15 protein-coding genes and 1 tRNA gene are annotated in these 19244 nt (G+C 52.0%); 9 read left to right on the top strand and 7 right to left on the bottom strand.

Annotation, left to right across the window (positions count from 1 at the left end; all coding sequences use genetic code 11):
* A partial coding sequence (locus tag OEZ10_14120; protein ID MDH5634105.1) for a type III PLP-dependent enzyme occupies positions 1-1021 on the bottom strand: 1021 nt, incomplete at its 3' end.
* 649 nt (positions 1022-1670) lie between these two features.
* Here OEZ10_14120 and OEZ10_14125 point away from each other — a divergent pair.
* The 8 genes from OEZ10_14125 to OEZ10_14160 all read left to right on the top strand — a co-directional run bounded on the left by OEZ10_14125 (position 1671) and on the right by OEZ10_14160 (position 9638).
* Positions 1671-2336, top strand: a complete 666-nt coding sequence (locus OEZ10_14125) for a nitroreductase (protein ID MDH5634106.1) — start codon at positions 1671-1673, stop codon at positions 2334-2336.
* A 227-nt stretch (positions 2337-2563) separates the two neighbouring features.
* On the top strand, positions 2564-2917 hold the full coding sequence (locus tag OEZ10_14130; protein ID MDH5634107.1) for an MbcA/ParS/Xre antitoxin family protein: 354 nt from the start codon (positions 2564-2566) through the stop codon (positions 2915-2917).
* Positions 2917-3684, top strand: coding sequence for an RES family NAD+ phosphorylase (locus tag OEZ10_14135; protein ID MDH5634108.1), 768 nt, complete (start codon positions 2917-2919; stop codon positions 3682-3684). Before OEZ10_14130 ends, OEZ10_14135 begins: the two co-directional genes overlap by 1 nt.
* 375 nt (positions 3685-4059) lie before the next feature.
* Positions 4060-4710 (top strand): hypothetical protein, encoded by a 651-nt coding sequence (locus OEZ10_14140; protein ID MDH5634109.1) that lies wholly within the window; start codon positions 4060-4062, stop codon positions 4708-4710.
* Between the two features lie 289 nt (positions 4711-4999).
* A complete protein-coding gene (locus OEZ10_14145; protein MDH5634110.1) occupies positions 5000-5722 on the top strand; it encodes a transposase in 723 nt (240 codons plus the stop codon).
* A gap of 474 nt (positions 5723-6196) precedes the next feature.
* On the top strand, positions 6197-7516 hold the full coding sequence (locus OEZ10_14150; protein MDH5634111.1) for a hypothetical protein: 1320 nt from the start codon (positions 6197-6199) through the stop codon (positions 7514-7516).
* 6 nt (positions 7517-7522) lie between these two features.
* Positions 7523-8578 carry a hypothetical protein gene (locus OEZ10_14155; GenBank protein MDH5634112.1) on the top strand — a complete coding sequence of 352 codons (1056 nt, stop codon included), beginning with the start codon at positions 7523-7525 and terminating at the stop codon, positions 8576-8578.
* A 310-nt stretch (positions 8579-8888) separates the two neighbouring features.
* The gene (locus OEZ10_14160; protein ID MDH5634113.1) at positions 8889-9638 is read left to right on the top strand and encodes a sulfite exporter TauE/SafE family protein; all 750 of its coding nucleotides are present in this window, start codon (positions 8889-8891) and stop codon (positions 9636-9638) included.
* 57 nt (positions 9639-9695) lie between these two features.
* Here the strand turns inward: OEZ10_14160 and OEZ10_14165 are convergent, their stop codons facing one another.
* From OEZ10_14165 to OEZ10_14190, 6 genes are all read right to left on the bottom strand, one after another.
* The gene (locus OEZ10_14165) at positions 9696-11075 is read right to left on the bottom strand and encodes a TRAP transporter large permease (GenBank protein ID MDH5634114.1); all 1380 of its coding nucleotides are present in this window, start codon (positions 11073-11075) and stop codon (positions 9696-9698) included.
* Between the two features lie 26 nt (positions 11076-11101).
* Complete coding sequence (locus OEZ10_14170) at positions 11102-11728, bottom strand: TRAP transporter small permease (GenBank protein MDH5634115.1); 627 nt, start codon at positions 11726-11728, stop codon at positions 11102-11104.
* 110 nt (positions 11729-11838) lie between these two features.
* Positions 11839-12840, bottom strand: coding sequence for a TRAP transporter substrate-binding protein DctP (gene dctP / locus OEZ10_14175; GenBank protein MDH5634116.1), 1002 nt, complete (start codon positions 12838-12840; stop codon positions 11839-11841).
* 351 nt (positions 12841-13191) lie between these two features.
* Positions 13192-15975 (bottom strand): PAS domain S-box protein, encoded by a 2784-nt coding sequence (locus tag OEZ10_14180; GenBank protein MDH5634117.1) that lies wholly within the window; start codon positions 15973-15975, stop codon positions 13192-13194.
* 80 nt (positions 15976-16055) lie between these two features.
* On the bottom strand, positions 16056-17180 hold the full coding sequence (locus OEZ10_14185; GenBank protein ID MDH5634118.1) for a response regulator: 1125 nt from the start codon (positions 17178-17180) through the stop codon (positions 16056-16058).
* 815 nt (positions 17181-17995) lie between these two features.
* Positions 17996-18082 (bottom strand) — tRNA-Leu (locus OEZ10_14190).
* 111 nt (positions 18083-18193) lie between these two features.
* On the opposite strand from OEZ10_14190, the gene queA reads away from it, so the two are divergent.
* Complete coding sequence (gene queA, locus OEZ10_14195) at positions 18194-19228, top strand: tRNA preQ1(34) S-adenosylmethionine ribosyltransferase-isomerase QueA (protein ID MDH5634119.1); 1035 nt, start codon at positions 18194-18196, stop codon at positions 19226-19228.
* Positions 19229-19244 lie beyond the last annotated feature (16 nt).

Here is a 19244-nt window from a genome sequence, read left to right on the forward strand (position 1 = left end):
CGCTGGGATGGCGCTCGCGATTGCCGTCTGTGTGCAGGGTGTCAATGGGGTAGCTGCTGTGGTCAAACAGGATGCCGCTGTAGGAACCGTAGATGCCATCATCCAGGTAATACCAGGTTCTGTCATCACGCTCGGACTGGCCCATAACTGAGCTGACCGCGGTGCCGGCGGGCGCGACGATGAAGCGACCAGGTTCTGCAATCACCTTTACGGTGTCGGGCAGTTGTTTGAGCGCCTCGCGTATGGGTGCGCAGAACGGGTCTATGGGAAGCACGTTGTTGTGGTAGTCAAAGGGAAAGCCGCCGCCAATGTCCAGCGTGCTTAACGCGGGCAGGCCCAGCCCGGCGGCATCACTGATGAGTTGGGCGCAACTCTCTATGGCGTTTACAAACTTGGCCGGGCTGGTGGTTTGCGAACCGACGTGGAACGACAGGCCCTTGATGTGAATGCCCAGGTGTTTCGCGTGCTGCATGATCGCGATGGCTTGCTGACGGCTGCAACCAAACTTCTTTGACAGGTCGGCGTAGGCATCGGCGTTGCGGAAACCCAGGCGGATCAGGATCTCGGCCTGGTTGTTGTAGGGGATGAATTTTTCCAGTTCATTCAGGTTGTCCACGACAAACACCTTGCAACCGTACTCCAGCGCGTATCGGATATCGCTGTCCCGTTTAATGGGGTGGGTGTGTATGGTCGATGCCGCGGGCACGCCAACCCTGGCCGCCAGGTCGATCTCGCCGTTGGAGGCCAGGTCAAAGCTGGCGCCTTCCTGCAGCAGGGTATTGACCACGGCGGGATGGGGCAGCGGCTTGAGCGCAAAGTGCAGGGTGACACCGGGCAGGGCATTGTTCAGGGCGCGGTACTGCTGGCGCACGATGTCGCAGTCCAGGATCATCAGTGGTGAGCCGTGTATGGCCACCAGGGATTGTATGCGTTCGATCTCGGGTAAGGCGCCGCCGGTGGCGGGCGATTGTTCGGCCGGCTTGGTGGAATCAATAGACGGATCGATATAAGTGACAGTCATGCATGCCCTCTCGGTAAATCGTTAACTAAACAGTCGGACCGCGTTGAGCATGGGCGCGTAGCGGCCAGTTTGCTCTTGGATAGTTAATCGATTGCCTTGGCGCCGAGGGGGCGATGTACTTGGAGTGGCTATCAACAAGAAGTGCCAAATATGATAGATCAAAACTGAAATTTTCAAAACAGGATTTATTTCAAAGCGTTCAAAACAAATGTGGCAGGTGAGTAACAATAACCGCGACCTGCCTGAGGTAGTTTTCAGCCAGGTTTGAAGTCACGGATAAACGGGATCTGGCGAAGCTCGCGAAGCACATATATTAAAGCCTCGTCCAAACTTCGACCTGTCCGCTACAATTGCTTGAGGTGGTTCAGCTGGTACGAGGCTCACGCGTTAACGTATCCCTCCGGTTGCTGCCTGTCAAACCCGGCCATACAAAGTGTTGGAAAAACCGAGGCAGACACCGTTATTCCCGTCAGGTTGGCGCGCTCGATCGGGGCGGATAGAGGACACAGAAGGCGCAAAAGGGGTCAGCACCCTTTAGATTGTCAGTCAGCTATCCCTCGTCCCCGCCCAGAGAGAAACCATGTATTATCCCCTCTGATTCGTCCAAACGGCACCCATCCCGTGCCCTGAATGATTGACTGGAGTAGCTATGTTAGTCAGCGAAGCATTACAAAAGCGCAAATCCGTGCGGGCGTTTTTGCCCAAGCCGGTGGAAAAGCACACCATTGAACGCATCCTGCAGGCAGCCGGTCACGCACCTTCGGGTGTGAACAGCCAGCCGTGGCAGGTGGCCGTGGTCACCGGTGAGACCAGGCAAAAGTTGCAGGAAAAGACCGAGGCGGCGTTTCGCAGCGGCGCCGACAAATCGATGGGCTATCACTACTACCCGTTGACCTGGATCGAGCCATACAAGGGTCGACGAAAGGCCACCGGCCTGCAGATGTATTCCACCCTCGGCATAGGCCGCGAAGACAAGCAGCGGCAGATCGACCAGTGGGCGGCCAATTACCGGGCCTTTGATGCGCCGGTGATGCTGCTGTTCTTCCTCGACCCGGTGATGGAGAAGGGCTCCTTTATTGATTACGGCATCTTTTTGCAGTCCATCATGCTTGCTGCCGTGGAAGAAGGGCTGGCCACCTGTCCGCAGGCCGCGCTCGGCGAGTTTCCGGAGATCGTCTTGCAAACCCTGGGCTACCCGGAAGATTGGCTGGTGATCGGCGGCATGGCGCTGGGTTATGAGGATACCGACGCCCTGGTGAATTCCTATCGCACTCCGCGAGAGGAGATTGCTTCATTTACGCGGTTTTTTGAATGACGGGATTGGAATGGTCGGCGGCAACGTTGGTTAAACACGTATCTCTGCAATCCGGCTGCCTTGTTTCTGGTTGTCGCACGCCAGTTTATTGGGCTGGCGCACGCCAGTCTCCGGCTCAGTTTCCTGACCAACTCCTTGCCACGATCGAGCAAAAGCACCATAATCGATAAATCCGGGCAAACGCACATTTGTAAATCTTGCCCGATAAGGAGGCCAGATTGGCACAGGTGCTGCAAAACGAGGGTATTGATGATGCCGAGTTGCTGGCCCATGCGGTATTTGAGGCCGGGGCGGCGCTGGGGCTGGGCAAACAGCAGGTGGGCGAGATTATCGGCAAGGACCGCAGCAGCATCAGCCGCAACGGTATCAGCCCCGATTCCAAGCCGGGCGAGCTGGCACTAATCCTGGTGCGTATTTACCGCAGCCTGTACAGCCTGCTGGGTGGTGACAGTGGCCACATGCAGCAATGGATGCGCTCGCGCAACAAGGGAACCGGCGGTGTGCCCGGTGATCAAATCAGGGACGTGACCGGGCTGGTGCGAGTGCTGCAATACACCGACGCCATGCGCGGCAAGATTTAATGGCAGTTGCCACCGCGCTCGACAAGATCACGTTCAATCCGGAGCCCATCCAGGGGAGCGGTTGGCGCATGGTGGAAAGCCAGCACGATAACGCCACCCTGGCCATTACCCGCAGCCTCACCGAGCAAAGTCGACTGGAAGAATTGCTGGAGCAAAGCAAGCCGGCCTACCCGGCAGATGTGGGTGATACATCAAGCGCCAGGTTGCACTATTTATTAAGGACACCGTTTCGATACCCGCCACTGGCCTATGGCTCGCGCTTTGGCGATCGTTTCTCGCCATCCTTGTTTTATGCCTCGTTAACGGTTGATGGCATGTTGGCCGAGTCAGCCTATTACCGCGCCGTGTTTTGGGATGACTACGAGGATAAAGCCGAAGGCGATATCATCACCGGCCACACTGCATTCAGCTTTCGATATAAAACTACTTTGGGCTTGCGCTTGCATGAGGGTAGTTTCAAACGACACCAGGCCGTGTTAACACATCCCGCCAACTATGGCCCGACCCAGGCATTAGGTGCACGCATGCGTGAAGCCGGTATTATCGCTTTTGAATACATCTCTGCCCGTAGTCAAATCCCGGCCATAAACCTCGCCTTGTTTACACATAAAGCATTCACTGTGCGCAAGCCTGTAGAGACCGGCGAATGGTCGTGCAGACTGGGTGGTGAACTCATCGAGTTTCGGGAGCATCACAGTGGCCGCGTCGAGTCATATCGCCATGATGTATTTTATGTTGACGGGGTGTTGCCGAGGCCGGCAGGGTAGTTGTCAGCATTGACAGGAGCCCAAGGCGAGCTCCGGAAGCATCAGGTTTGATTGAAAACCATTTATGCTGAGGTCGTCCCCGGGTTTTCTGGTTTCAGGCCGTAGGCGTTCACAAAGTAAAGTGCAAATGTGCGGGTGATACGCTTGCGCCATCCAGGATAAAAGTTTAGAGTAAAAATCTAATTATAAAAAAGGTATAGTCCAGAATGATACGAGGACTATAGCGGTGTGTCTATGTCGTTAAGAATATTGTGTGCTACCGTCTTTTCAGCTGGCGTACTCGTCGGCTGCTCCCATACACCCCAGTCACATTATTATTATCCGAAATTGTTAAGTTATGAGTCACCCGAACTTCTACCCGGGTATTCCGTAGACATGGGATTGTTGAGTTATGACTATTCAGAGCAACATAAATCGATAGATGTATCGGAAGACTCTATCGGGAACTTTTCCGCGCAAAATGTTGATGACGACGACAATACAGGCAGGAGCTATACGTTAAATCATATTCAGTTTTCCGTAACTTCAGATATGGATTTTGCTTATCTTTGGGGTGGCGGTATGCGAGCAAGGTATGGAATTTTGAATCAAGGCGGGGTTGGTGAACCAGGGTGGAAGGCAAGCGCTGGTTTCTCTTATTATCCCCGTGACTCTTATTCACGCAAGTATACTGCTGAAGGCGGCCAGGCGATTTATGAAAGGTATAGGTCGTACGGGCATAAAGCCAGTGTGAATATTGGTACTCGTTTGACCAAATCATTTATTGTCTATATGAACAGCTTCTATAGCTACTTTGAGGATACTGCCATGATGCAAATTGATGCATCACCGATCGTGCTGGCAGAAGTCAACAACAGGAATTATGGCAGCTTGTTTGGAGCGCGTTGGGATTTTGTTGGTAGTTCCAAGCAATACCTGGGATTTTATCTTTCGGTTGAAACGGGGGTGGTTAGACTGCGTTATGATACAGGGTATGATGAGATCACACACCCTGTTGGCTTGAATATCGGTGGCTATATTAGATAAGAGAACAGATTTAATCCTTCATCCTCCTTTTTTCTGGCCAAACCAGGACCAAAACCTCGGCGAGAGCGGGAGAAATAGTTTTTTCTCTTACCCTGGATGTCCCTGAATGGTTCTGCGGAAGAAGCGGCAATCACCAAGCAGTTTATATGGCACGATGTAAAACTGTATTCCGTCACCAGTTGTAGATTGTGGGTTATACTCCGATAAAAGGGTCAGTACCCTTTTATTCTCAGCCTTCCTCCTTTAGGCTATTACTTCTGAATTCAACATAGCGAACAAGGATGTTCGTATGCCACGTAAACCTCGATTCTATTTGCCGGGTGTCCCGGCCCATGTCATACAGCGCGGTAACTGTCGCCAGGCCGTGTTCTTTGAAGATGATGATTACCATGCTTACCTTCATTGGTTGTCTGAGGCGATCCACAAGCATGACTGTGAAGTGCATGCCTATGTATTGATGACCAACCACGTACACCTGTTAATGACACCGGCGACTCCGGAGGCCATCAGTCTCGCCATTCAGTATGTGGGCCGCCACTACGTACCGTATATCAATTATAAATACGGCAAGAGCGGGACCCTGTGGGAAGGGCGACATAAAGGCTGCGTGATCGACAGTGACCCATACCTGTTGGCGTGTATGCGTTACATTGAACTTAACCCGGTGCGGGCGGGCATGGTGAATACACCGATTGCGTATCCCTGGTCCAGTTACGCGGCCAATGCCTCAGGAAAACAGCACAAGGTGGTGACCGCGCATAAGTTGTACAAGTCGCTAGGCGGGTCCGCAGCCAGGCGGCAACATGCTTACCGGGAGTTGTTTCGTCATGCGCTGGAACCTGAACAAGTGCATGACATTCGTACTACGGTGCAGACGGGCACGCCGTTAGGCAATGACCGGTTCCGTGAAAAGGTAGAGCAGACGCTGGGATGCAAGGTAGGGCAGCCGCGTCGGGGCCGGCCACCGGTTACCAGGGCTGTGCAGGTGGAAAAGGGTACTGACCCCTTTTAGACCTGGCGCCTTCTTTATCGTAGTCGGTTGTTGTTAGGCGCAGTCTACAGACAATATTGGGGAATTGAAATATATGTAGATGTTAATTAAAGTATTTACCATAAATACGTATAATAAATAATTATACAAACGTATAAATAGAAGTATTGATTGTTTTATAATGCGCATTATAATCTCGCCACGCAGTATGATAACCCGTCTGGAAGACCGAATACGTAAGTGATTTACAATATTATTACGTAACAGTGGTTAACCATAATGCCGGTAGAAGCCGGAAAGGCTAAAACAGAAATTAGTAATTGAAGCTACTGGAACTCAAAATACGGGATCTGTGGCATGGAGGGCGGCACCATATAGAAAAATTGTTTTTGTTCGAATAATGTCGCTATGTATTCAATAGTGAATTCGTAACTATGTGTTCTGGTTAAATATACCAATATTGCCAAGGATGGCATTTTGCAATGGATGGATATCATGGATGATTCTTATCGCCTTAGAATATTTTTGTTTGTCTCTGTTTCCAGAATTCTCCGGGTTCTTGTAACTATCAGGAAGACGCATTCCAGACCAAAAAAGCGACAAAAAATCTCGACAGTAATTGCTGATGTTTGGCAGCGTACAGGACGATTGTTTACGACTGTGATGTTGTGTGCCTGCTTGTTGGCAATTGCAATTCCAGCACACTCGGCAACGAGAACATATTATCGCGCTATACATGAATTCGGCTATTACCAGGGAATTGGTGACACGCCAGAGCTTGCTTGTATCGATATGTTAAATTCCAGAGAATTGGAATATGACTATGAATACTTTGGTGATTGGGCGTCGTACGATGGAATAATTGATGTACCGCCTGTTCCGTATGATCATTGCACCGGTGTGGTCTGGTTTTCGGGTATTGCCTGTCTATATTCCACAAAGCCGGTTAATGGTGAAAACGTAGGATGTTCCCATGTTGGCAAAATTCTTGAGGAGGAGGAGTCATGGTACTCCATCAGGATAGAGCCGGAATCAGGTATGCCGGAATCCCCGGAGATTCTGGTTTCAACCGAGCCCGGTCAGTCGTCGAATGGACTGGTAGTCAGAGTGTATGATGATGACGGAAGCCTGGTGCCGGATGTCGATATTCGTCTGGAAGTGAATGTTAAGGAAAACAGTGGCGGCCATCAGCACCACTCCGACGATCGTCCCAGGGGAAACGTAGGCGGATTCAATCCGACGCCCTATATCATCACAAATAACACCGGCACAGATGGTTATAAATTCCGGTTTCGCGCACCGGTAATAGCCGGCGACCATAAAATATCAGCTACCTGTGTTTCAACCGCCTGTGTCCAGGAAGGACCGGATGAAGTCTGGGTGGGAATAAAGAATTTGGTCGATATAGAGAACGGGCCTCATCATGTCCTGATCGGTACAACACTCTCTCACATTGATAATCACTATCTGACAAAAGAGGCAAAGGCAGTACTGCTGGAACTCGCCTATCGGTACAAAATGCTTTCGTTCCCATTTAATCCTGTATTGCATGTAAATGATGCAAGCCTCGAGAGAGGCGGCGTATTCGATTTGGATCAAAACTGGTTGTCTCCTCATCACGAGCATAGGCGCGGTACTGAAGTGGATATTCGGGCGAACCTTCAGGTCGGGGCAATTCCGGAATCTGATTTTGAAGAGTTTAAGGAGCTGGCAAAGGAGCTAAAAATCGACCCATTATTCGAAAGAAAATGGGACAAGTTAACCGGCGCAGAAATCACTGGACATCGTCACTTTCACCTTCGTCTAAAGAGGTAATGCTACATGAATGGCTATCTGATTATTCGCTTCGCAACTGTATCGTTTTTGGTCTTTGGGTTATTGCAATTGCCGGTGGCTGCCTATGGATCAAAATATATCCAGGATGGAGTCATACTTCCCTGGGGATCCGCCGAGGAGGGGCTGGAGTATGTGCCGGATACTGGAAACTATATTCTTACCTATAAAACCTATTACGCCGACGGCAGCGACATGTTGTACAGAATTGAATTCATTCCTGCCACAAAGATCAAGCCTGGGGTCAAATCCGTCTTCAAAATGAACAAAAACGGCGACATAAGGTATAGCTATAAAGTAAAAAACGGAAGTTCAGCAGAACAGAAAATATTTAGCGTCAGGATGTTCGCGAGTGAAGCAAACACTGAAACCATGAATGGTCCGGACGGGTGGCTCGCAGATATATACCGGGTACACAACAGCTACGGCTCCGACTTAAGCAAAAAAAGATATATTGGCTCAAATGTTTATTGGCTTGATTTGACGAAAGGGAGCGCCAGCATTTCTCCGGGCGGGAGTATTGCGGATTTTGCCTACACCAGCCATGACCTCCCGGGCGTGGGAAAAATCGACTTGACCGGGCGTGTTGGCAAAGTTATGGGGTTTGCCGGCGAAGGTCCACAGGGTGAAATTGGCAAAAAATTTAACGCGCTCTATACCAACGATTTTATCGTGTTGCCAACGGCGGTGGCATGGATTTCGGTGCCCACTCCTTTCAATGCTGCTGCCGTACTCGAAAAGGTTCAGCAACACATTAAGACAGAACTGGTCGACCTCGGACAAATCAATGCTGATTTTGTGCAGGAACTGGACCGTTTGATTACCGCTGCAGTGGCTGCAATCAATACCGGCAATCTTGAAGCCGCCAGGCATGACATCAAGGCGCTTAAACAACTCCTTCATCGAGAGCATAAGGATGCGGAAGAAGAACGTCATGAAAATGACGGGGACGACGAGATTGCGCTGGACAAGGGCAGGATATCGAAGCTCGCTTCACGGGTGTTGATTTTCGATCTGGAATACGTTGAAGCACGCCTTAAATAGAAATACGTTCATACAACCTGGAAAGGCGCATCTCTGTTATTGGGGTGCGCTAATTGAGGAATTGATGCCGTGCAAACAATGCAAAGTAGCGTCAAACGCGGCACAATGTATAGGGCCGCGTAAAAGCCCCGCATCGCTATCAAATCGTGTTTTCGGTACGGGTCTTTGTGGAGCGCTTAGCACCATCCCGCTGTACGGGTTCTATGTCGATGGAGTATTGCAAATACCGACGGTGTAGGCTTCAATCGAGCCTGTTCATTTGGTTCACCTCATTATTATTTATTCCGTGTAGTCGCCAGGCAGGTTATTGATGGAAATCTGGGAAATTGGTTTATTGATTGTCGTCGGTGCCTTTGCCGGTTGGCTCAACGTGATGGCCGGTGGCGGGTCTCTATTATCCGTGCCCGTCATGTTGTTTATGGATATCCCGGGTCCTGTTGCCAACGGCACGAATCGCATCGCCATACTCGCGCAGAACATTACTGCCGTATATACCTTCTTCCGCAAGGGCTACTCGGATTTCAGGCTGGGCTTAAGCCTGGCGTTTGCCGCTTCCATTGGTGCGGTGGGCGGCGCCTTGGTTGGCGTGAAGATAACCGGCGAATTGTTCGACTACCTGCTGGCTGCGGTGATGGTCGCAGTCATGATTATCATGTCGACCGAAAAGAAGTCCGGCAACAACGCTATCCCTGAAAGCGAAGTACCGAAGAACTTGGTCTGGGGTCACGTGTTAATGATTGGCGCCGGTTTCTGGGGCGGCATGATTCATATTGGGGTGGGGTTTATCCTGATGCCGATTTTGAGTCGTGTCATGGGCTTCAGCCTTGTGCGCGTTAACATGTATAAGGTCTTCATTGTGCTGGTTTACACCGTTATTGCGCTGGCAATTTTTGCTACACGATTGGAACTGGTATGGTGGGCCGGGCTCGGTCTTGCGATCGGCAATTCCATCGGCGGCTGGTATGGAGCACACACTACGGTGCATAAGGGTGAGACATGGATACGCTGGGTGATGAACATCACGCTGACAGCGTTTATCATTAAGCTGTTATTCTTCTAAACAGCGGCCCCGGCAAATTGTTCCTGGCCAGGCAGGCCATTACCGATATATCACCTTTTAGGTAAAGCCCATCTGGCCCGGCAGCCACAGTACAATTTGCGGCATACTGATTAACACGGCAATGGTGATGACGTCAGCAACAAAAAATGGCGTTGCGCCTTTGAATACATCCTGTACGGTACATTCCGGACGAACACCAGCCACGACGAAACAGTTCAAACCAATCGGTGGTGTTATCAAACACAGCTCGGCCATCTTGACAATAATGATACCGAACCAGATTGAGGCGCCGACACCGGAAACACCGAAGGCGGATTCTGCAGCGGTCACGCCCGGACCACCGTTAAGCGCCATCACCGCGGGATAAACTACCGGTAGGGTTAACAGCAGCATACCGATGGCATCCATGAACATGCCCAGCACGGCGTAAGCCAGCAGGATCATGATCAGGATCAGCATCGGGCTCATGTGCAGGCTGGTCAGCCAGTCTGAAAATGCGCTCGGCAGGTCGGCAAAACCCAGGAAGCGAACATAGAGCAATACACCCCAGATGATGGAGAAGATCATGACGGTGAGCTTTGCGGCTTCCATCAATGATCCGCGCAGTTCATTCCAGCGCATGCCTTTACGTATCGCCATAACCAGGATAATAAATGCGCCGAGGGAGCCTGCTTCTGTTGGCGTACCAACGCCGCCATAAATGCAGATAATAATAATCGCGATGACGGCGAACATGGGTAGTGTGCCGGGTAAGCTTTGGAAGCGTTGCTTCCAGGTATAGCCGGTCACGGGTGGGCCGAAGTCTTTGCGCAATTTCGCAAGAAAAATCACCAGGCCGGCGTAAATGACAGCGGAAACCAGGCCAGGCAGGAAACCGGCCATGAGTAATGCGCCGACATCCTGCTCGACGATGATGGCGTAAATAACCAGGATGGCAGACGGCGGAATCAGCGAGGCCAGCGTACCACCGGCGGCGACAACACCCGCGGCAAAGCGTTTGTCATAACCCAGCTTGAGCATTTCCGGAATGGCAATGCGGGCGAATACCGCGGAGGTTGCCACTGAAGCGCCGGACACTGCGGCAAAGCCGGCGGTTGAGAAAACCGTCGCCACGCCCATACCGCCGGGTAGCCAGCCCAGCCAGCGCTTGGCCGCTTCAAACAGCGCCTTGGTCAGCCCCGCATGATAGGCCAGGTAGCCGATCAGGATGAAAGTCGGGATCAGGGACAGGGCAAGGCTGGAGACCTTGGAATGGGGGATGGTACCCGCCATTTTGATGGTGACCAGCAGGCCTTTTTCAAAGCCGAGCTTGGCGGCGAATATCCAGAGTAAACCACAGAAGCCGGCGAGAGCAGCAGCAAACGCGACGCGTACGCCGATAACGACCAGCAGCAACATCAGCCCGGTAATCCACAGGCCAATGCCAATGGTATCGATGTTTGTCATGTACTCCGCCAGGTCCATTATCTTGTCTCCTCAGCTTTTGAGCTGGAGACAGATTCAGCTTCCTTGGCGGCAACGGTAGCAGCATCTTCAACGAGCGGAATGGCTACAGGTTGTTCACTGTTTTCTTTCAGGGCGCGCGCATATCCCCACACCTGTAACATCAGGCGAATGGACAACACGCTTAAGGCAACCGGTACAACCAGCTTCGCAGGCCAGGTTGGCAAATCAATATCAAGCGAGGAATCGCCCAGTTGATAGGCGCGAAGGAAGTGCAGGTATGAACCGTAGGTTAGTAACAGGGTAATGATCAGCATCAAGACCACGGATACAAGCTCGGTAAACCATAACCAGCGACCGCGCAAGTGCCCGACAAGAATATCCATCCGGATATGGCCGCCTTCTCGCTTGGTATAGGCAATACCAAGAAAAGCCATAAAGGCCATTGCCTGTTCAACCCAGTCGATGTAGCCATTAATGGGCAGGTCCAACAACCACCGACCCAGTACATTGGTTACAGCAAGAAAAACCAGCAAAAAGATTACGAAACCGCCAAGCAGGTTCATCGCGGATTCGAGTTTGAAGAACAGGCGATCAGCGCGACTGAGCCTGCTGTTATCTTCGAAGATGGTGGTCGAACTGGGCATGAAACGGCCTATTTGAAAATCTTTTGAATACAAAAAACGGCTGTATTAGAACAGCCGTTCGTAATTATAGCCACACTCAATCGTAAAAGTATGGCTCTGCTGCCGAATAATTACTTGTTAACCAGCTTCTGGGTATAGTCAAACAGTTCCTTGGCGTTAAATTCCGCGCTGTTTTCCTTCACCCAGTCTTCACGCACGGAAGCGGCCAGTTCATTCAGCTCTTTGGTCTGGGCTTTGGTGAAAGTGATCTTCTTCAGACCCGCTGCTTTCACCTCGGCTTCGTACTTGCTTACGGTATTGCTGTTATAGTTGCTTACGTAAAAATCGATAGCTTCTTTAACAGAACCCAACAGGGCTTTTTTATGCGCGGGTTTCAGTGAATCAAGTGCATTTGTGTTCACAACAACTGGACAATCTGCAGTACCCAGGTTCAGGTTGGTTGTGTACCATTTTCCAACTGCGTAGGTTTTGGTTGCCAGGTGCGCGTGGGGCGCGAAAGAAGCCGCATCGATTACACCCGAGTCCATGGACTGGCGTACTTCAGCGAACGGAACACCGGTTTTGACGGCGCCTTTCTTGCCCAGCACACCCATGATGCCGCCCGGCCCGCGAATACGCATGCCTTTGAAGCCATCCAGGTTTTGAAGAGGCTCAGTTTTGCTGATGATGTTGTACTGCGGCATCGGGCTGGGCATCAGCAGTGTGGCGTTCCAGCGCGCCAGGTCTTTTGCAACGATAGGATGTTTGTAGATCTCGGCCTGTATTGCGGCAATGCGAGCCAGTGATAATTCTTTTGAAAAAGGCAATTCAGATACGGTAATGGTCGGGTTCTTTTTGCTGTGATAGAACGAGCAGAATTGCGCCATCTCAAATGCGCCGATGGAAATGCCATCGAGGTTTTCTTTCGATTTGGAAAGGCCACCGTAAGAGATCTTCAGCTTGAAGTCGCCGTTGGTTTTTTTATCAACCAGTTCGGCCAGTTTCTCTACGTGCTCGGTGAAGGCGCGACGTTTTCCCCATAAAGAAACATTCCATTCGGTGGCCGCCATTACTTCAGCAGATGCGAATCCAGCCAGCACTGTTAATACTACCGCGGTTTTCTTGTTAAGCATGTTTCGGATTCCCCTTGCAGTGTCGAGTCGTGAGAATAAATAGTAGAAAATATCCCTGGAGTTTTCAATTTTATGGCAACTTGAAAAGACAAAATAAGGATGCCCTTATATTACCGGGTGATTGTTATCGATGGTTATACCTTAAAACGGCATCCAATACCTGAACTGCGATTTCATATCCTGTATGGAATGAGTGTTTTGAGCGCGACCACGCTGCCGTTTATTGAGGCAGAAGAGATACAACTAAAGCGATGGCTTGTTCGAAGCTCAAAATGCACGTGTCGGCGTCAATCGAGCCCCGGTTATGACTGCTGATTTTTCCTTGGCCCGTCCTAGTTGTAGCAGGCCGAATCAGGTCTGTACGCTGGATGCAATACCGTTGATGACCTGGTCGAGACTGGCATCGAACTGCCGGGTATCCGGGTTGCTGGTTTCGTCGCGCAGTTGTTTTTCCAGGGTAGTGGCGTTTTCAAACAGGTTGATGGCGCCGAGACTGCCGGCCACGCCCTTGATGGAATGCACCAGGCGGATAGCATCTTCCCGGCTGCCGTTTTCCAGTTGTTCCCGAAGTGCCTGACTGGCGCTGCTGTACTGGTCGAGAAACTTGATCAGTAATTTGTAAAGCAGGGCGCTGTTGCCACGTACTTGCGCCAGTGCGATCTTGAGATCGAAGCCCGGGATCGAATCCGGCAAGGGGTTGTCGCTCATTGTCTGGTTCTCTGTGGTTGATGCGTTGAGTCGTTTGCCCGGCGCAGTCCATTCAATCAGGGCCTGGTAAAGTTTGTTCGGTTCTATCGGTTTGGTCAGGTGCGCATTCATTCCGGCCGCCAGGCTTTTTTCACGATCTGATTCCATGGCGTGGGCAGTCATGGCGATGATTGGCAACTCGTTGTAACGCGGGTTATTGCGAATGTGGCGGGTGGCTTCAAGCCCGTCCATTTCCGGCATTTGAACATCCATTAACACCAGGTCGAATTGGTTGCTCTCAAGCCTGGCAAACGCTTCCTTGGCAGAATCGGCGGTTGTCACCCTGACGCCCTGGCTTTCCAGGAGATCTGCGGCAATCATCTGGTTGATTTCGTTGTCATCAACGAGCAAGACGTGCTTGTTGGCAATTTTCTCGATTCCGGGAATCGTGTCGGTCGAGTCGGCAGCTTCCTGTTTTCCCGGGTCCAGTTCAGCAACGCCAAGGCAGTTGCAGATGGCGTTCAGCAGTGTCGAATTGTTGAACGGCTTGCCGAGGTAGGCATCGGCCTTGTATGCGGAGTCCTGATCCGATACGGCATCAATGCCGAATGCCGTGCACAACACGATTTTTGGCTGAATCTTGATGGCCGGAGTCTCTTTTATTGCCGCCATTGTTTCCAATCCGTCGAGTCCCGGCATGCGCCAGTCGAGCAACACGACCTTGTAGGCGTTGTCCGCCGTTGCATTGGCTCTGGCGAGCATTTCCAGGGCCTGCTTGCCACCGCCGGCATCGTCAACCTGCATGCCGAGTGCGCGGATGGTATCAGTGGCTACCAGTCTTGCCGTCGGGTTGTCGTCCACTACCAGTACGCGAATACTCCCGAGGCTGGGCCGGGTATAGGCGTAGCCGGGATCTGGCACCGAATCATGCTTCAGGGGCACGGTGAAACTGAACGTGCTGCCTTTGCCTTCTTCGCTGGCCACGCTGATTTCGCCGTGCATGAGGCTGACCAGGTAACGGCTGATCACCAGGCCAAGTCCGGTTCCGCCATATTTCCGGCTGATGGAGCCATCAGCCTGTTTGAACGGCGTGAATAGATTTTCCTGTTGTTCCTTGCTCATGCCAATACCGGTATCAGCGATGGAAAAATTAATGTTGTACTCATCGTTTTTGCGCTCGGTGACTCGCACATCCATTACCACTTCGCCTTCCTGGGTAAACTTGATGGCATTGGCAAGCAGGTTGGTGAGAACCTGGCTCAGTCGTAACGAATCACCGATCATGTTTACCGGTACGGCCGGGTCGGTGCGGAACAGTACTTCAATATTATTTTCGAGGGCGCGATAACCGATAATGGTGGCAAGCTCATTCAATGTTTTATGCAGGTTGAACGGGATCGATTCCAGTTCCAGCTTTCCGGCCTCAATCTTGGAAAAGTCCAGGATATCATTGATGATGCCAAGCAGGTTCTTGGACGAGCTTTCGATTTTCTTGAGGTAGTCGCGTGTTTTGGGATCAAGGTTTCCTTTTAACGCGAGATAGGACAAGTTGATGACCGCGTTCATCGGCGTACGAATTTCGTGACTCATGTTTGCCAGAAAATCCGCCTTGGCCCGCGCCGAATCTTCGGCAAAATTTCGCGCCTCGATCAACGCGCGTTCGGCTGCCTTGCGCTCGGTAATATCGCGGACGATGCCCGAGAACAGGCGTTCGCCGTCAATTTCCATCTCGCTGACTGCCAGCTCAAGCGGAAACGTTGTGCCATTCTTGCGCAGACCTGCCACTTCACGGCCGAGACCGATAATGCGGGCCTTGCCCGTGGTCATGTAGTTGTGCAGGTAGCCATCATGCTCGGTGGCATAGGGGTCCGGCATCAGCCGGTTGATATTGCTGCCGATGACTTCTGCTGCGGTGTAGCCGAATATTTTTTCTGCGGCCCGGTTAAAGCTCTGTACGGTGCCTAGTGCGTCAATGGTGATAATGCCGTCAATAATGTGTTCCAGCACTGCCCGTTGACGGATCTCGGCGGCCTGTAACGCGCGTTCGGCTGCCTTGCGCTCGGTAATATCGCGGACGATGCCCGAGAACAGGCGTTCGCCGTCAATTTCCATCTCGCTGACTGCCAGCTCAAGCGGAAACGTTGTGCCATTCTTGCGCAGACCTGCCACTTCACGGCCGAGACCGATAATGCGGGCCTTGCCCGTGGTCATGTAGTTGTGCAGGTAGCCATCATGCTCGGTGGCATAGGGGTCCGGCATCAGCCGGTTGATATTGCTGCCGATGACTTCTGCTGCGGTGTAGCCGAATATTTTTTCTGCGGCCCGGTTAAAGCTCTGTACGGTGCCTAGTGCGTCAATGGTGATAATGCCGTCAATAATGTGTTCCAGCACTGCCCGTTGACGGATCTCGGCGGCCTGTAACGCGCGTTCAGTTTTGGTCTGGCTCAATATGCACCCCCTGTATTGCCTAAACAGCCATCCAGGCCATCGGAAAACGGGGTTGGCTCCAATGTCGGAATCCTGGCTGATCAATTCTTGACTGTTGATTTGCCCGTTTTCAGACTGATGGTAAAGGTGCTGCCTTTACCTTCGGTGCTTTCCACCAATAGGTCGCCGTTTAACCTTTGTGCCAGTTGCTTTGAGATCATTAGTCCAAGACCAATACCGTCGACCTGCGATTTGGATTTATCGTGCAGTCGTCCGAACCGGGAGAATACCTGGTTTAGTTTGTTTTCGGGAATGCCAATTCCGGTATCGGTTATAACAATGTCGAGCTTGCCTTCAACCGGCTCTTTACCCGGTTTGATGAATATATCAATACGACCCTTATTGGTAAACTTGGCGGCATTGCCCAGTACGTTGATTATGATCTGTCCGAGTCGCTTTTGATCGGTCATAACCGCATAGTCAGTGTCTATATTGAAGTGAAGCGTATTCTGATTCTTTTCTATTATCGGCTGAACCTCGGATGCACACTGACGCAGCAAGTCGTTAATAGTGACTGGCTCGCTGGCGATCTCGATATCGCCCGATTCGATCATGGCGATATCAAGCAGGTCATTGGTCAGTGACAGCAGCCTGTTACTTGCCGACTGAATGCGTTGCAATAACTCCACGTACCTGGAGTCGTTGTTTTTGACCATCTCGCTGTGCAGGTAGGTGCAATACCCGAGTATTGAAGTAAGTGGCGTCCGGAGTTCGTGATTTACCATTGACAGGTAATCGGTCTTGGCTTCGTTGGCAGCAATTGCTTCATCCCTGGCAACCTGCAGGGCTTGCTCGGCAAACTTCAGCAGCAGGTTGGATTCGATGCGTGCCTGCAGCACCTCGAAATCGTAGGGCTTGTGAATATAGTCGTTGGCACCGTGGCGGATTGCTTCTATTACCTTGGATGTTTCGTAAAAAGACGTGACAATAATGACCGGTAGTTCGATGGAGGTATAGTGCTTGCGAATATGTTTAAGGACCTCAATGCCTTCCATGTCGGGTAGCAGGTAGTCCAGCAACACGAGGTCCACGCTTTTCTCGTCGATAATCCTGATAGCTTCTTCGCCATTCGTCGCTTCGATGGTGTCATAGCCCATCTCTTCGACCGCATGGGTCAGCAGGTCCAGGTTGATAGGCGTATCGTCAACGACCAGAACATTAGCCATTCGGTCAGGTTCGAAATAAGTTCTCTTAATGTAGGGATTATTCATGGAGCCAGATTAAATGTTGAACGCCAAATATTGGTTATGACTTATGAATCTTGTTAACACATGGACGGGTGTTTAGCAACGCAAAACAAGCGATCAGTAAGTCTCCGCATCAATACGGCCAAGAGATACAGTTAGAAAACGGTATTCACGGCAACGCGAATTACTCAGACGATAATGTTTCAAACTATTTCCATTGTCAATGAGAGGTAAATGAATATTCGTCTTGAGATCGCCGCGTTTCGTCATCTCAGGCAAATACCCCTAAAAACACACAGGATAATCGCGCTGTCGACACCAGCAATCATTAGCGTAAATGCCCGACCTGGCGCGACAACATGTGTGTCGGCCAGGCGCAGGAGGCGATTCAAGCCGGGCGCGCATGCGGGGAGAGAAAGTTGACTGTCTTGCGTCACAGTTATCTGCCCCGGTTGCCGGCCGGCTCATGGATCCGTCGGCGGGTGTCGCGGTACCTGGCTCAATTACAATAGAAGTAATCATCCATTCGGGAACATAGTCATTTTAAGCTGGTTCCCGGATAGAAACAGGCCGCCGACGAGTATTAATGATCACGAGATGGATTTCCACGGTTTGTCGCTGGACTCGAATTGGTTACAAATTTCCGACCGACTGCTGCATTGGATATCGAGCCGGATTATCGACACGTAACCAGAAGTCGGGGGCGCAAGCAGTCTGCACTGGCCTTGCTGGCGATAATTTTGCGGTAAAGATCGGGCTGGCTGTTCTTGTGGTGTTGTTATCTGAATAAAGCGTGGTACCGAGGGTCGGACTCGAACCGACAAGGTGTTGCCACCGGGGGATTTTGAATCCCCTGCGTCTACCAATTTCGCCACCCCGGCAAGGGAGGCCAAGTATAACCATATCGCGAATGACTGCAATACGGATTGCGGTGCCGAAGCCGGTCACCCGGCCCGATGTGTTTGGCCGTGCTTGTGATACCCTTGCGCGCCATGCGCAAGTCTGATTTCTCCTATCATTTACCCGAAGAATTGATCGCCCAGCGGCCATTGGCGGACCGTAGCGGTAGCCGTTTGCTGGTGGTCGATGGCGAGTCGTTGCAGGATCGGCAGTTTGCCGATCTGCCGTCGTTGCTCCGGCCTGATGACCTGCTGGTGTTTAACAATACCCGGGTGATCCCGGCACGCCTTACCGGCCAGAAGGAAACCGGCGGCCAGGTGGAGGTGATGGTGGAGCGGGTACTGGATGATCACCGGGTACTGGCGCAGACGCGGGCCAGCAAGTCGCCGCGCGCCGGGGTGCGGCTGTGCCTGGAAGGCGAGGCCTGGGCGACGGTGCTGGGTCGGGACGGTGACATGTTCGAGATTCGTTTTGACTCGGATGAGCCGGCGCTGGACCTGCTTGAGCGCCTGGGCCACATGCCGCTGCCGCCCTACATCGCGCGCGGTGATGATGATGCCGACCGCGAACGCTACCAGACCGTGTTTGCCCGGGAGCGTGGCGCCGTCGCGGCACCAACGGCGGGGCTGCATTTTGACCAGGCCCTGCTCGATGCGGTTGCTGACATGGGTGTGCGGCGTACCGAGCTGACCTTGCACGTGGGCGCGGGTACGTTCCAGCCCATGCGGGCGGAGTCACTGGAAGATCACGTCATGCACAGCGAGATTATCGATGTCAGTGCCGAGGTGTGTGCGGCGGTGGCGGCAACGCGGCAGCGGGGCGGTCGGGTGATCGCCGTGGGCACGACCGTTGTTCGTGCCCTGGAGAGCGCCGCGGCTTCGGGAGCGCTGGCGCCGTATCGCGGTGAGACCCGTATCTTTATTTATCCCGGCTACCGGTTCCGCGTGGTCGACGCCATGATTACCAACTTCCATTTACCGGAATCCACCTTGTTGATGCTGGTCAGCGCCTTTGCCGGTTACGAACAGACGCTGGCGGCGTATCGCCACGCGGTGGATCAGCGTTACCGTTTTTTTAGCTATGGTGACGCCATGTTCATCAGCCGGCGCCTGGAAAAGCAGGGCTGATTCACTCAGCAAAAAA

It is taken from the genome of Gammaproteobacteria bacterium (assembly GCA_029880545.1).
Taxonomy (GTDB): domain Bacteria; phylum Pseudomonadota; class Gammaproteobacteria; order Acidiferrobacterales; family SZUA-150; genus JAOUOD01.